The sequence below is a fragment of the Oribacterium sp. KHPX15 genome, from assembly GCF_900107835.1.
Lineage (GTDB): Bacteria > Bacillota > Clostridia > Lachnospirales > Lachnospiraceae > Oribacterium.
In genome coordinates this window covers 62,162-77,106 of record NZ_FNRG01000020.1, presented here as the reverse complement: position 1 = coordinate 77,106, position 14,945 = coordinate 62,162, and the positions used below count along the sequence as shown (strand labels likewise).

The following is a 14,945-nucleotide window of genomic DNA, read 5'->3' as shown; positions in this document are numbered from 1 at the left end:
CCTGTCTTTAATCACCAAAAACAGATCCGGCGCAACTTTGATACGTGCCTTCATATGTTCCGGGGTGCATGCTTCATTTGGAGGGAAGCATATCTGTTCGATCTTCACAACTTCATCTGATAACTCAGGTTTGATTTCACAAAACTCAAAACGTTTATATATCCCCGGTTCTTTTACATCAAGTTCTGACAGCATACGTCTTGCTCTCTCACGACCTTTCTCCGTAAGATATGCATACTTATTCTTTGGATTAATGATAAGGTCTTCCTTATCAAGCCTTTCAATAGCATCAAAATCATAGTTCTTCCACGCAAGTTCATTGAAGGGCCTGCCTTCCCCGTCATTAAAACGTGTAAGATACATAAGTGCCAGTATCATGTCATCTATTGCTTCTTCCCGTGTTCTCATTTTTCCTTTATCCTTTCAAGTATGGCTTAGAATAAGCAATCATCTTTCTCAAAATCTCTGATATTGTCACAATCTTTCCTCCAGATAGTAAGTATGCTTAATCTGTATAATATCTCAATGAAGCGGAGGCAGCCCGTGGATATCATAATTGTCATAGTAGATATCGAAAGCCGTTTCCACGTCCCCGAACAGCTCTATGAGCGCTCCTGCCTGAAACATGGTAGAAAGCGACCCGGAAGGTGCCTTCCATGCGGCATTGGAGATCACCTCAAGTTTTTCATTACCCGGAGCATTAGCCCTGAGGATCGACTCAGCCTTAAAAAGCAGCTCTCCTGTTGCGATATGGTAATCGCTCGACACGATTGCAAGTTTCTTTACCGACGGATAGAGCGATGTCAGAATGTCATAGGTGAAAATGGCATTCTGGGCGGTGGTGATAGAATTATCTTCCACAATGACACGTTTTTTCTCGATTCCTTGCTCAAAAAGCCACTTCGCCATCTCACCGGCTTCTGAAGCGGATTCGTTTTCGGAAGCTGTTCCGCCTCCCGTGCAGACAATATACGCATTCGGATACTTTTTTGCACTGTTAAGAGCAACGGTAAGGCGCTTAACAAGTTCCTCTTTCATTGTTCCGTCAGGGTTCAGCTGAAAACCAAGAACAACGATGCAGAGTTCGTCCGTATCGGGCAGACCATCCGGCAAGATATCGTAATGGAGTGGCTGACCAAGCTCCTCGGAACTCCATAAATCCATGATTTCATTCCATCTTGTTCCTGCTACTTCATCTTCTTCGGCCAGTTTTTTTAACAGTTTATTTATTCTGTCATTTGCCTCCACACCGTAGGTACCATAATCCACCGCCATTTCTTCGACAATATTTTCTATAAGCTTTGGATCGTAAGATGTTTTATCGTTCCTGCTCCCACACCCTGAAAGAGAAAAAACAATGCAGAGCATCAATATATATTTAATCATGTGTTTCATATTATTATTTGATGACTTTATCAAGAGCTTGCCTCTTACAAACTTGAATTGCTCAATTGATGATCATGGTATTCTGTCAATCCGGGATCTCGACATCTTTACCTGTATTCAGATACCTGAGGTGGTAACCTGCAAAGGGATCACTGATATCCGAATATGCAATACTTACACCGTAAGCTTGCGAAACATCCAGCGCCTTATCGCCAATACCATAGACATAATGGAAATGATATGTTTTCCTATATGAGATTCACCGGTAATGATGATAATCATACCCTTTTATCCAGTTCACCTCTGACTTTAGCATCCTTTACCGGAATCACCCAATTGGATTCTCATCTCTCATTTGTATCAGTATACGAGTAAAACTCTTCTCCTGAATCCAGACAGAATGCCGCAAGACGTCCGTTTGGAATGAATGCTCCACAATCAATGGCAATGTTACCCTTGTTTTTGTATATGCATCCGGGGTTTGGATTTCCTCTGATGATCTGAGTAGGAGTATGACCTGTGACAACATACTTGTTCGGGAAATATTGAATATCGTAATTTGGTCTTTCCCATACAAGGTCTTTAAGAGTGTAGTCTTCTAGATCTTTTTCTCGACTGAAATTCCCAAGTCCGGCATGGACAAGAAGATAATCTTTTCCGGAAACAGAAACCTCCTCATATATCAAAAAATCCTTTATGAATTCAATGATATCCTTCTGATCTTCTCTGCCAAGTTCCCTGAATTCCTTTATGGTCGTACCGCATCCGTTCCGCATCCATATGACCAGGTCGTTTAGTTTCTTTGCATCTAAATCAGCTATGGATTTTTCATTGATCTCGTTCATGAGAAATTCAAGACAATTAAGAGCCATAAGCTCATGGTTTCCCAGAAGGCAGATCACATTTGGCATCCCCATAAGCTTTCGCATAGTCTTTATAGGATATGGCCCACGATCAATGATATCCCCGAGAATGTAGAGTTTATCTTTATCTGTAAGCGAAATCTTCTCAAGCAGATCCATAAACATATCATACTGTCCGTGGATATCCGAAATTACGTATGTTGCCATATAGCCGCCTCCGTTCTACACCATCTCCCCATAAATCTGCGCCACTACGCTGCCAATATTTCTGCACTATGTGGTCTCACATTATTTAGATACCTTATCATTCTCTGCATGGCTTTGGGACTTCCTAGCTGCTTTGCTATCTGGTTGCCAAATTCGCCCGGGAATCCGAGGCTTACTATAGCACTGACTAATTCATCCCGGTAAATTGACCATTCTCTACGATTATCCATATGAACACCATTCCGTTGCCAAAACTGAAAGAATAACCTTAGCTTTTAGGCCGTTTTATCCCACAAGCCGGACCGCCGAGGTTCATTGCCTTTTCTGCTTCTGCTTCAGGATCAGCTAAAACATCTGCATACTCAGGGTGTTTCTGGAACCATTTTATAGCGTAGGAGCATGAAAGCTCAGCCTTACGGCCATCTTCTCTAAGAAGGTTCGCTACATGTTCAGTTATTTTTCCGGCTATTCCCTGTCCACTCATAGACGGATCTACTTCTGTATGAGTAAGGTTTACTATCCCGGGTTTAACTTCCGGATATTCAAGTACTGCAATACGTTTTCCGTTCTCGTCTTCCAGCCAGGTGCAGTATTTGGTCGATTTAAAATCCATAAGTCACTCCTTTTTCTTTCCTGTAATCTTTCTATAGAAAGCATCCATGTATTCCATGACTATGATTTCTTATTTCTAAGCAATGCTATGGTTATCTTTGCGATCGCACAGCAAACTAAAAAAATTCCAATAAACTGTAAAAACTCTCATATGGTTACTCTTTAATTCCATGTGATTACTCTTTCTGGTGCTTACTTACAAAGCTCTGCAACTACCATATTGATCACCTTGCCGTCAGCTTTACCTTTAAGAACCGGCATTATCTCTTTCATTATTGCTCCCTTATTCTTGGTTGCTATCACCTCAGCAAACTTCTCCTTCAAGAATGCCTTAATTTCATCCTCAGACATCATAGAAGGAGCATATTCCTTGATTACATCATATCTGAACTGATACTCTGCCTTGAGTTCTGCTCTATCGTCCGGACAAGTATCGATCTGTTCTTTCGCAGTCTTAAGAGACTTAAGAATCACCTGATCCACAAGGTCGTCACCTATATTGTCTCTTGATCCAGAGTCTATAGCCACTTTCTTAACATCTGATATAAGAGAAGAAATTGCATCTTTTCTAGCTTTATCTCTTGCCTTCATTGCAGCGATCATATCTTTTTGAAGTGTTTCAAATTTTGTCATGTTTAATACCTTCTTTCTTATTATTTTTAAAAACTATTAGGTATAAGCTTTATTTCTTACACCACCATGCATTTTTTCCTTTTGTCACTTTTCCTCCGCCTTCTTTGTAAATGAAAGTAAATCCTAATTTCTTGGCTTTATTTACAACAGATTGAAGCTCGGAACCTCCCAATATCCAAAGAGCACCCTTTTGTTTTCTTTTATCGATGTACGAAACCTTTGGAAACGGTGCATATATCAGATAATTTGTTGTAGTATCTTCCCTTTCCAAAAATACTTCGTATAAAACTGATTGTCCTTCTCCAGCTTATAGACCTTGGCATTATCAAGCTCCACAGAATCTATATCTTCCTCAAATTCCGCTTTATCGTCATACCAAAATACGAGCTTACGGGTCTCACCAGTAATCTCTGTATTCAACCTGTCTATTATCTGTTTTAAGTTAAGTTCTGCCATTGATTTTTCCTATCGTACCTGGTTTATTTTGACTTATTATTTTTACATTGAAATCGTTAGTATTCAGCAAATACTTACCTTTTCCCTTACCCTTTATCGGAATTATGATATCATTCGTTTCCATCAGTTTTAAAATATACCGTGCTTTTGTTGTCTTACAGGAAAGAATTTGCATTATTTCATTAGAAGTAATGACCTGCATTATTTCTATATTGTTAATTGCCGTTTCGATATCCACTACTTCCTTTTGGGATAGTTCTTCAGCTACTTCTTTCTCATGTAACTTTTCTAGTAATACATCTTTCCATGGAATCGACGCGTCGTTTGGCTGAATACCCACGTTTTGTTCCTCAATCGACGCGTCGTTTGGCTGAATCGACGCGTTTTGCCCTTCAATCGACGCGCCATTTGGCTGAATCGACGCAAAAGTTGCCGATTGAGCCTTATATGACGCACTATTCACCGTCGTTTTAAGAATAAATGTGTTGTTATCGTATACAGGATCAGGCAGTCCGACAGCTTCCAGTTCCTTACACATACGATCCACACCTTCGCCATACTCCTTAACATAACCGTAATCCTTAAGGAAAGCTGCAATCTTAGGATTTCTGGAAAAATGAGTATATCGAATATTCTCCTTCTTTACCATTCCTGCAAAGTTCCCCGGGCTGTCCACTTCCAGACGGTCATCAAACATTTTGATCTGGATGTCTGTACCTTTTATTCCATAATCTCGGTGGGTAGCTGCATTGACCACAATCTCTGTTCGGACGAACTCGCTGTACTCTTCTTCGGTCACGAAGATACCATTTGAACCAAGATAGGTCTTCTCCTTCATCTGGATTTTTATGAAGTCAACCGCTTTTTCGACCTGCTCCAGGATGCGGCCTTCAAAGATGACATCCTTAACTACGTTCATGTCCCTGCCAACCTTAGCCTCAACGCCGTCATAGCGGATAAAGCGTATAAAGGCCCGTGGGAAATAGAGCTGCGGATTTTTTCCAAACAGCAGGATTGCAGCCACAGATATTTGGTCTTTACCATCCTTCACCGTAACAAACTTCTTATTTTCTCTGACATATTCCTCAGGAGACTTGCTGTATCCGATCCTATTGCAGTAACTCCGCACAAAATCCATGTCAAGGTCTTGAATCGTTGCATCAGCCACAGGTTCATCTTCATAGTAACGGACACCTTTGGCATACATCAGTGTCATACGATCATTAAAATCCAGTTTTTTACTTTTATCTCCGACCCGTATAAATGCTTCATCCGCCTGATTTGAGTGAAGAAGAGGACTGGCTTCAATATGTATCAGTAAAACATGATCCGGTTTACCTTCATAGTTGGTACATTCAATCATCTCTGTAGTGACCGGTACTGTCGGATTGCAAAAGTCTATAGGTGTCCTGAGAATCTCATTTAACTGTTCGGTATGATAATCAACACCTTCAATCCTGCGTGTTTTATCAGATATGCCTATAGCCACAGTTCCGCCATCTGCATTAGCAAAAGCACATATTGTGTCAGACAAATCAGCCGGATTGATATTTATACTCTTTCGGTCAAAGATCTGTTTTTCATCTTTTTCTAAGACCTCTTTTATCGTCATATCAGATACCTTCCTACTTCTTGAAAACCTTAAACTTCTTTTCTAAACTCCATAAACCAGAATGAAAACTTAACAGCCCCGGCACTATACTTATTTCTTTTCACGCGTGTCTCCTTCATCATCCGGGATCATTTCCATAATGTCGCCAACATCACAACTAAGGCATTCGCATATCCTCATTATGACATCCATGGAGATATTTTCATTCTTTCCCATTTTGGCAATGGTATTTGGACTGGTCCTTACGGCTTCCATAAGTTCAGTCTTATTCATGCCCTTATCTATTAGTAATTTCCATAATTTGTTGTAGCTAACTTTCATTTCTGTTATCCTCTTTAGACCAGTTTAGGGTTACACCAACATATAAATTCTACCATATATGATAGGATACAGAAATAAAGAATCTATAAATACCTATATATTTTCTATTTTATAGTGACTCTAAAAACAATATTAAATCGAATGCATCCGCCATTGTATTGGTCACGGATGCTTTAAGATGTAAGAAGAATCAAATCCTTTCCAATGAGGCTTATTTGTTCTTCTTATCCTATAAATATCGTAGCAAATAAGGTAAGAAAAAAATGTACATAGAAAGAGAACATATATTCTTGGATTTAGCCAAAACAAGATAATCGTCTGTTATTTACAGATATATGTATATATACATATATATTTCTATATATTCGTCAATCGGGCGCTGTTTTAATAAAAATAAGACTTTTACCATTATCAACGCCCTTCATATCTATTCCCGATTCGGCTTTTTTTTATATTTTTTTCTATATAAATTGTCCTGAATCTGCCGATAAGCCCAATAGGAAGTATTTAAGTTACTGAACACGATCTCAGGAGGTTTGTCATGCCAAAACTAACGATAAATGATGCCCTCACTACTTATGGGAAACAGATCAGAAAATATACGACGAGGATGAGCGAGGTTCGTCACGAAAAGGAATCATTGGCAAAAATAATGGAAGAAGAGCCGGAAAAAGCTGACATATTAAAGGAAGATTATGACCGACTTGAACTCAGTTACCAGGCGCTCTCTAAAAAACATAAGGAATACTGTGATTATACTGCCATGGTCACGGAATTACAGGTATCCCTCCAGAATATACAGGCAGCAAAAAATGAAGCTGATGCGTATGCCAAAGAAAGCGAAGAAATGAGCAAATGCATGCAGGTAGCTATTCGTTACGGAAGGGGTGACCGAGTTCCTGCAAAGGATCTAAAGAAACTGATGGAAAAGTTTCCGGAACTATACACCATGGCAGAGCAAATGCGGATGATGTCTGAGAAAACCAAAAAGAAACATAAGTCTCTTTGGGAAGACGAAGAGGAAAAGCCGGAAGATCAGACGGATATAGACGAAACCGAAGCACCTGAAGGCGCTCCGGAAATAGTAGAAGCTGATGCTGTAGCTTCGGATGCCGGAGGAACCGGTGCAGAATAAATCAAACAGAAGGCCTGTGAAGATACTGCTAATACTTCACAGGCCTTATACTATCACAATTGGATTTCTTATAATTCCATCCCCATCAGAATCACTTCATTTTCTTTCTTAAATCCATACCTTTCGTAGAATTCGGGTAGAACGCCTTCCCCGGCAGTAATGAGGTGCACACCTACCATCCCTTGATTTTTTATATCAGCAAGACACTTTTCCATGAGAAGTTTTGCTATACCGCGTCTCTGATATGCCGGATCTACTGCCAGGTCATTAATCTCAAAAGTCCTGCCATAATGGAACAGCATTGATGTACCCAAAATAAATCCAACAACCTTGCCTTCTTCTACGCATTCCAAACCATACGACTGCTTTGATTCTAATAGTTCTTTTACATGTATGATGGCATCTTCTACTTTCCACGGATCATTCCACGGTTCGCCATTAAAAGCGTCTGCATATATCTCTCCGTATCTTTCGAGATTTTCAATATTAATTGACTGAATCTTATATGCCATTGTCTCTACACTCCTTCGTTTCTATAAGTATAGTACCAAATGGTGCTGACATCTCCTATGGAATTATTTCCTATACTTTTTTTAACACTTCCACAAGCTCCGGTATAGTTGCCTCGAAGTCCACACCGTACCATGGCTTTTCAGGATTTTTTTCAGTTTCCGAAATGGTGAGAGCCGTATAATCAGCTGCTATCTTAAGAGCTTCGGTCCTGTCTATCCCAAGCACGAATGCTCCTGCAAGGACACTTGAAAAGATATCGCCGGTTCCATGATATGCTGCAGCGATCTTATCATTCTGATAGCTGAAAAAAACCTTTGTTTTCGAATCATACCCCATGTCTCCGGTCTTTCCTTCAGAAAGCGCAACACCGGTTAGGATTGGCGTCTCCGTGCCGAATCCCGAAAGTGCCAGAAGAAGCTCTTTAACATATTCCTCAGTATAGTCATCTTTATAAGGAATATCCGTCATAAAGCTAGCCTCAGTGATATTTGGATCAATTATGTCAGCTACTCCGCACAACAAAGCATTCTTCTTTGCATAGTGCTCATCAAAAGCCGGATAAAGCTTTCCGTTATATCCCATTGCCGGATCAACAAAGACAAGGGTGTCTTTATTTCTAAAGTTCTCGATTATATCTATTACCGTATCGATCTCCTCTTCAGTTCCGAGGTAACCGGTGCAGATAGCATCAAAGGTTATGCCCTCATTTTTCCAGTGGTCAGTGATGGGCTTTAACTGGTCCGAAAGATCCTTACACGTGAATCCTTTGAACATGGTATGGGTACTGAGCACTGCTGTTGGAAGAAATTCGCTGTTTCTGTAAATTCCTCTTTGGTATAATTATCTAAAATACGATAAGGGAGAAGTAGAGCATGAACTTAAACCACATCCATCATATAGCCGTGATTTGTTCCGACAAAGATATCGCATTGGATTTTTATCACAATAAGCTTGGTTTTAAGATTATCAGGGAAAACTATAGACCGGAACGTGATGATTGGAAGATTGATCTTGAACTCGGAGACTGCGAGCTTGAGCTATTTATAATGAAGGATCATCCGCTCCGTTCTTCTCCGGAAGCTTACGGATTAAGGCATCTTGCTTTCCGTGTAGATTGCGTAGATGATACAGTTGCAGAATTGGAAGCTATGGGGATCACTTGCGAACCTATACGACTGGATTCTTTCACAGGAAAGAAAATGACTTTTTTCCACGATCCAGACGGACTTCCTTTAGAAATACACGAGTAACTGTCAGACTGAAAATATGTGGAGGTGAAACTTTGCAAGAATTAGTATTACACAGAGTATACAAGCACTTTAAAGGCGATTATTATCTCTGAGTGTCTGTTTCTCTGTGTTAATATTACAAGGTTCATTAAACATAAAATGAAAGATAAAAAGCTTATTTTTTCCTACATATTACTAATACTTGGACTACTTCCATTCTTATTTATACTGGTATGCTGTATAAGGGACGCTTTCGTTGGCGTCCCTGAACTAAGCATCTTTATCCCACCCGCCAAATGGTACTACGGATTCGATGCGCTCCGATATGACATGATGTGGGTGTGGATAATACTTGTTGCATACTGGTATATTACGGTTCCATGGATCATCCTTTTAATTGTAGGACCAATAGTCTTTCTTATCTGGCATCATCGCTCAATGAGAAAAGAGCGAAATAGAGATAATCGTGGAGGTTTAAAATGCCCAAAGTAAGTATAATCATCCCTGTATATAACGCTGAAAAAGCTCTCAGAAAATGTATAGACAGTATTCTCAACCAGGAATATAAAGATTTCGAACTGCTCCTCATGGATGACGGAAGTAAAGACTCCTCTCCTTCCATCATAGATGAGTATGCAGAAAAGGACGCCAGAGTTAGAGCCGTACATAAGAAAAACTCCGGAGTTTCCGATACAAGAAATATGGCCATAGATATGGCAACCGGAGCATACCTACAGTTTCTGGATGCAGATGATTGGATCACTCCTGATGCCACAAAGCTTTTCGTCCGGGCTATAGAAGCAGCGGATGCAGACATGGTTATCGCGGATTTTTACCGCGTTGTGGGGGAACACCTGTCGCAAAAAGGAGACATTGACACTGATCGTATCCTATCAAGGAAAGACTATGCGGATTACATGCTATCGAACCCCGCAGACTACTACTATGGTGTCATCTGGAATAAGTTCTACAAAAAGGAACTGCTTGACCGCTATAAACTCAGAATGGATGCGGAGCTCAGTTATTGCGAGGATTTCATTTTCAATATGGAGTATCTGCTTCATGCCGAGCGCATCGCAGTGGTCAAGTCTCCCATATACTATTATGTAAAGACTGAGGGATCTTTAGTTTCGCAAAACATGAATCTGACGAAGATAGTCAACATGAAGACCAATGTAATGCAGTACTATGACAGATTCTACAGAAATGTTTTCGATGAGGAGGAATATGATCTCAGAAGGGCTCAAATTGCGGGATTCCTGATTGATTTTGCAAAGGATGACTTTGTCATCCCCGGTACTCCCATTTCTAAAAAGCTTGGAACAGAGACAGTATCAGTGCAGTACCATCCGGATGAATGCGACACTGTTTTTTCCGGCAATTACTACAGGGATAAGCTTCTTGAGTACTATCTTAAGCCCATATCTATACAGAATGATCTGAAGGCTGAGGATCTCAGGATACTTCTATACATGCATCAGACTGCTAATCCTGTAACTGAAATGATGGTCGTCGATTATACAAAGCTTCCGCTTATTACGGTTGTCACTTCTCTTCAGAAATTGAAATCAAGGTATTTTATAAAAAAGTATCCGTCCTGCCCAGGATGAAGCTAATGCCTCTTTCTCAGAGAGATACCGCGCCTATTATGTTTTGGATGATGCAAAACGTATAGAGGAGCAGCTTGATGAGGCCTTAAAAGACTTTGACAACCTTAGATATCAGGGGCTATCCGAAGATGAAAAAGCTGTTTTCAAGGATCTGGAAAAGAGGTCAATGGAAAATATAAAAAGCTTTCTGAAATCGAATGGATAAAAGTATCACTTGCCGGCAGTCCTGATTATATTCGTATCGCTCAAGGCGGCAGATTAAAATATTATCAAAAAAAGGAAGGGGCTCAGTGTACCCTTCCTTTTTAGTCCATTGATGTTTTTTAAGTTTGCTTCAGCTCTTTGCATTATAAGATTTTTAGTGTTGAGTTAATTAGAATGATAGTTCAACAAATGATATAAGTCAATCTGATTGCCATGCTTCCTCAAAACCCAGATAAAATACCTGAAGCAGGGTTGTATTAAACAGCCAATAGCTTTATCATTTAAAATAAGCGTTATCCCAAAAACGTTTTAATTAAAGGATTGATACAGCATAGATGAATTACGAACATAAGGCGGCAGAATGGAGTTTTTATGAAATATAAAATGATAGCTCTGGACCTGGACGGAACACTTACCAATTCCCAAAAGGAAGTTTCAGAACGAAATAAGGAAGCATTGAAAAAGGCTGCGGATAAAGGAGTGCATATTGTGCTGGCTTCCGGCCGACCATTGGTCGGAATCCTGCCGGTGGCCGAGATGGTGAACCTGAAAGAGACAGGCGGATATATGCTGGCCTTCAACGGTGCCCATATCGTGGACGGACGCACCGGTGAAACCTTCATGCAGACAACATTACCGGAAGAATTTTATCCGGACATCATAGACTATGGGAAGTTGTTTTATGATGTGACGATCCTGACATACACCAAAAATGGCATAGTCACTCTTGATGACCAAAACCCCTACGCTCAGCTTGAGGCAAAGATAAACCGTGTGCCCCTCATGCAGGTTCCGGATCTTTGCGCTGCCCTTGACGGTCCGGTATGCAAATTCCTTTGCGTAGGTAACTATTCACATCTCAGGGAAATTCAGTTAATGATAAAGGCGGAGTACGGAGATAAGATCAATGTCTTCTTCTCGGAAACCTATTTCCTCGAGATAGTTCCCAACGGCATAGAAAAAGCTGCCTCCCTTAAGAAGCTGCTTGATAAACTTGGTCTTCAACGCGAGGAGCTCATCGCCTGCGGTGACGGCTTAAACGATATCACCATGATAGATTTCGCCGGACTAGGTGTCGCCATGGAAAATGCCCAGGACGCTCTGAGGTACCGCGCCGACTACATTACCGACACCAATGATGATGACGGTGTTGCCGAAGTCATCGAAAAATTTATTTTAGAAGAGTGAACTTAGAAGCTACGGGATTGTTCTCAATCGCAAGCCATCGGGGGACGATTCCAGCCGAAGATGAACTATCTCCGATGGATTTAAAATCAGCAGGGAACGGCTTTTATCCATGAAAGCCGTTCCCTGCTCAACTATGGACCCCCCTGTTTATCATTCACTTTCCTTCAGGTATTTCTTGTTTTCATACATTAGGTCATCTGCTTTTTTGAATACTTCGGACACTTTGTTTTCGCCATTATATCTTGCAGCTCCCATGGCGATCACAACTCCTCCGTATTCCATATTTTTTTCATTCAATGCAGAAAAATTAGCACTAAGTGCATCAAGATTGTGATAATCATGATTCGTGGCAATCACGACAAATTCATCTCCGCCAATCCTGTATACAGGGCTGTGTTGGAAAATCTTACAAATCTGACTGCAGCCTTCTTTTATATATCTGTCTCCTGCCTGATGTCCGAAATTATCATTGATCTCCTTAAGTCCGTTAAGATCAAATACGACCAGGGCGAACTCCAAATCCTCATTATTTCTTAATCGGTCATCCAGCTGCTCCTCAGCTTCGATATATGCATGCTTGTTTTTAACCCCGGTAAGAGCATCAATATTTGCAATACTCCTTGCAGCATTAAGCTTTCGGGCATATTCCATTTCTTTTTTTACCTGCTCATGCTCGTTTATTATTCCCACAATTATCTGAGGACCATCCTTTTCCTCAATCTTTGCGGCTCTTATACAGGTGAACCTGGGCTCTCCATCAAACATCATTCGAATTCTCAGAACAAAGGCACCCTTACCTTCAATTTCATCTAATATATTTTCTTTGGTAAAACTTGATATGAACATGCTCTTATCTTCGACATATACAACCTTACTTCCCCTTTCTATCACCTGATCATAGAAAGCATCACCTTCGCCTGAAAGTCCAACCTCATTGAACCTGTTATCAAGAACGACCTGGACAAAGTGATCAGTTACGGGATCCACAGTATAAACGCATATGTAGTTTCCGGACAGCGCAGTTATCCTGCTGTAAGTCTTTCTCTCCTGCTCAATTCGTTCCAGCGCTTCCTTATGCTTTAACTCTAAGTCATTATCAATGTAACTGAGAATAACTACTGCCAGAGCAACCACTCCGGATTCAGGATTTATTGCTATTCTTCTTATGAAGAGATGCGCTACGCCTTTATCCTTTTCTCTTACATCAACTATGGTCGGTTTTCCGTCTCTACTGCACTGCTCCATAGCATTTAGAAAATCAGATCCAATATTACCATTGATCTCTGCCTTCGTAATAAACCTTTTACTGAGCATTCCCGGATGATGAATATTTGTATAATCCCTGAAAGATTTATTACCTCTGGCAAGCTTTGTTCCATCATCTGAGACCTCAATTATAAACATTGGCATGGTATTAAAGTAGCTGCCAAGCTTTTCATCGTCTCCGTATAAGGAAAAAGACATGTCATAAAGATTGACCTTGCCCAATGCAGAATAGTATTCCGACTCCTTTGGATTTTCAAAACCAATCTGTTTTCCTTCTTTATATCTCCTGAATATTTGTTCAATAGTTACTACATCACAGAAATAATACCCCTGCAGTCTTGTACATCCGATTTCGTCAAGAAATTCAGCCTGTTCCACTGTCTCAACACCTTCGGCAACAGTCTCACTGCCAAGTCCGCTTGCAAGTCTTACAAGTTCTGTGATGATTATCTTGCTTCGTTCATTATTTTCAATCTTACTGATGAAGGTCTCGTCAAGCTTGATAACGTCAAAATGAATTTGCTGCAATATATTTGTCGAAGAATTTGCTTTTCCGAAATCATCCAGCCATACTGAAAATCCAAGCTTTCTGAATCGCTCTATCTGTGCCATCATATAATCCTTATCATCAAGGATTACACTCTCTGTTATTTCGATCACTATGTTGCCACGGTCAACTCCCGAGTCATCAACCCTTTTCCTTATTTCCTCAACGATATCGCAGGAATAAAAATCTGTTCCCGAGAGATTTATGGAGTTTGGAACAACATATAAGCCTTCCTCAGACTGTCTTTTTAATTTCTTCAGTACTTCATCCAGAACAAACAGGTCCAGTTTATACGCAATTTTAGCTTCATTCAGAATGGAAATGATCTTCCTCGGAGCAAAATTACCTTTTTCCGGATCTGTCCACCTTACCAGTGCTTCTTCATTACACACCCTGCCATTGGAGGTTCTGATAATGGGCTGATAATGCACCTTTATCCATCCCTCCGCCATAGCTATGTCCAGGTTCTCAAAGACATATGTTCTATCCTCAAACTTTTTCAGCATTTTTGCATCAAAAAAGCGCACGGTAGATTCAAATATATTTCCGCAGCTGTCACACGCTATTTTTGATCTGTCTGTAGCTATGGCTGCTCCAACCCGTCCCTGTTTGAAATCATATACACCTATTCTGACCGGTAATGTCCTGCCATCGTTTACAGTCCTGAATTCCTTAACAAACTCCCAGAGCCTGTTTCCAAGATCTTTCGAATAAGTATAGACAGTAAAATGATCGGCAGTAGTACGGCAGCAGCCTTCTTTACCAAAGTATTTCACAAGAAGATTTGCAACTTCTCTGATGAGTCTGTCACCTTCTGTGTACCCATATCTCTGGTTAAATGCCTTCATTCCGCAGAGATCCATGAAAAGCATGGCCGAACCTATACCGCAGCCTGCATTAGACTCAAAAAAATCCTCAGCAAGCTCAAAGAACCGGTTCATATCAGGAAAACCGGTAAGGTGATCATAATTGATTTTCTCGTTTATTTTTTCCATGCTCATACAATGTCTCAGCCTTTATTAAACATATTTCTGATGCACAATCATACCCTTAATTATATCTCAAATTTTTTAATTTTTAAAACCTTGTTATTCAGCAAATGCAAAAATCCACAGAAGAAGGTTCTCAATCGCAGGAACCTTCCCCTATGGATAACTCATCTC

The 14,945-nt window shown here is 40.4% G+C and carries 15 protein-coding genes and 1 pseudogene; 4 read left to right on the top strand and 12 right to left on the bottom strand.

All coding sequences use genetic code 11. From position 1 onward, the window contains the following. From BLV86_RS17890 to BLV86_RS12095, 9 genes and pseudogenes are all read right to left on the bottom strand, one after another. A partial coding sequence (locus tag BLV86_RS17890) for a DUF6429 family protein (protein ID WP_242873299.1) occupies nucleotides 1-408 on the bottom strand: 408 nt, incomplete at its 3' end. Between the two features lie 114 nt (nucleotides 409-522). Further along, complete coding sequence (locus BLV86_RS12135; protein WP_207647474.1) at nucleotides 523-1,386, bottom strand: YdcF family protein; 864 nt, start codon at nucleotides 1,384-1,386, stop codon at nucleotides 523-525. Between the two features lie 344 nt (nucleotides 1,387-1,730). Beyond that, nucleotides 1,731-2,456: a metallophosphoesterase family protein gene (locus BLV86_RS12125; protein WP_090817746.1), complete on the bottom strand. Its 726-nt coding sequence runs from the start codon at nucleotides 2,454-2,456 to the stop codon at nucleotides 1,731-1,733. A 44-nt stretch (nucleotides 2,457-2,500) separates the two neighbouring features. Continuing rightward, the gene (locus tag BLV86_RS12120) at nucleotides 2,501-2,686 is read right to left on the bottom strand and encodes a hypothetical protein (protein WP_090817744.1); all 186 of its coding nucleotides are present in this window, start codon (nucleotides 2,684-2,686) and stop codon (nucleotides 2,501-2,503) included. A gap of 38 nt (nucleotides 2,687-2,724) precedes the next feature. After that, nucleotides 2,725-3,069, bottom strand: a complete 345-nt coding sequence (locus tag BLV86_RS12115; protein WP_090817742.1) for a GNAT family N-acetyltransferase — start codon at nucleotides 3,067-3,069, stop codon at nucleotides 2,725-2,727. 191 nt (nucleotides 3,070-3,260) lie between these two features. Then, complete coding sequence (locus BLV86_RS12110) at nucleotides 3,261-3,701, bottom strand: GatB/YqeY domain-containing protein (RefSeq protein WP_090817739.1); 441 nt, start codon at nucleotides 3,699-3,701, stop codon at nucleotides 3,261-3,263. A gap of 217 nt (nucleotides 3,702-3,918) precedes the next feature. Beyond that, a pseudogene (locus BLV86_RS12105) lies at nucleotides 3,919-4,157 on the bottom strand (hypothetical protein); the annotation flags it as partial. Continuing rightward, a complete protein-coding gene (locus BLV86_RS12100; RefSeq protein WP_090817736.1) occupies nucleotides 4,144-5,769 on the bottom strand; it encodes an ATP-binding protein in 1,626 nt (541 codons plus the stop codon). The gene BLV86_RS12100 and the pseudogene BLV86_RS12105, both read right to left, overlap by 14 nt. Nucleotides 5,770-5,859: 90 nt before the next feature. Beyond that, the gene (locus BLV86_RS12095) at nucleotides 5,860-6,090 is read right to left on the bottom strand and encodes a helix-turn-helix domain-containing protein (protein WP_090817734.1); all 231 of its coding nucleotides are present in this window, start codon (nucleotides 6,088-6,090) and stop codon (nucleotides 5,860-5,862) included. Between the two features lie 541 nt (nucleotides 6,091-6,631). On the opposite strand from BLV86_RS12095, the gene BLV86_RS12090 reads away from it, so the two are divergent. Then, on the top strand, nucleotides 6,632-7,225 hold the full coding sequence (locus BLV86_RS12090) for a hypothetical protein (protein WP_090817731.1): 594 nt from the start codon (nucleotides 6,632-6,634) through the stop codon (nucleotides 7,223-7,225). Nucleotides 7,226-7,293: 68 nt separating this feature from the next. Here BLV86_RS12090 and BLV86_RS12085 read toward each other — a convergent pair whose 3' ends face one another. Then, nucleotides 7,294-7,737, bottom strand: coding sequence for a GNAT family N-acetyltransferase (locus tag BLV86_RS12085; protein WP_090817728.1), 444 nt, complete (start codon nucleotides 7,735-7,737; stop codon nucleotides 7,294-7,296). A gap of 70 nt (nucleotides 7,738-7,807) precedes the next feature. Further along, nucleotides 7,808-8,512: a bifunctional hydroxymethylpyrimidine kinase/phosphomethylpyrimidine kinase gene (locus BLV86_RS12080; protein ID WP_139297917.1), complete on the bottom strand. Its 705-nt coding sequence runs from the start codon at nucleotides 8,510-8,512 to the stop codon at nucleotides 7,808-7,810. Nucleotides 8,513-8,610: 98 nt separating this feature from the next. On the opposite strand from BLV86_RS12080, the gene gloA2 reads away from it, so the two are divergent. The 3 genes from gloA2 to BLV86_RS12065 all read left to right on the top strand — a co-directional run bounded on the left by gloA2 (nucleotide 8,611) and on the right by BLV86_RS12065 (nucleotide 11,969). Then, nucleotides 8,611-8,988 (top strand): SMU1112c/YaeR family gloxylase I-like metalloprotein, encoded by a 378-nt coding sequence (gloA2, locus tag BLV86_RS12075; protein ID WP_090817722.1) that lies wholly within the window; start codon nucleotides 8,611-8,613, stop codon nucleotides 8,986-8,988. 458 nt (nucleotides 8,989-9,446) lie between these two features. After that, nucleotides 9,447-10,577 (top strand): glycosyltransferase family 2 protein, encoded by a 1,131-nt coding sequence (locus BLV86_RS12070; protein WP_090817718.1) that lies wholly within the window; start codon nucleotides 9,447-9,449, stop codon nucleotides 10,575-10,577. A 576-nt stretch (nucleotides 10,578-11,153) separates the two neighbouring features. Continuing rightward, entirely contained in the window at nucleotides 11,154-11,969 is an 816-nt protein-coding gene (locus BLV86_RS12065) for a Cof-type HAD-IIB family hydrolase (RefSeq protein WP_090817716.1), read from the top strand. Between the two features lie 150 nt (nucleotides 11,970-12,119). Here the strand turns inward: BLV86_RS12065 and BLV86_RS12060 are convergent, their stop codons facing one another. Beyond that, nucleotides 12,120-14,783, bottom strand: a complete 2,664-nt coding sequence (locus BLV86_RS12060; RefSeq protein ID WP_090817713.1) for a sensor domain-containing diguanylate cyclase — start codon at nucleotides 14,781-14,783, stop codon at nucleotides 12,120-12,122. Nucleotides 14,784-14,945 lie beyond the last annotated feature (162 nt).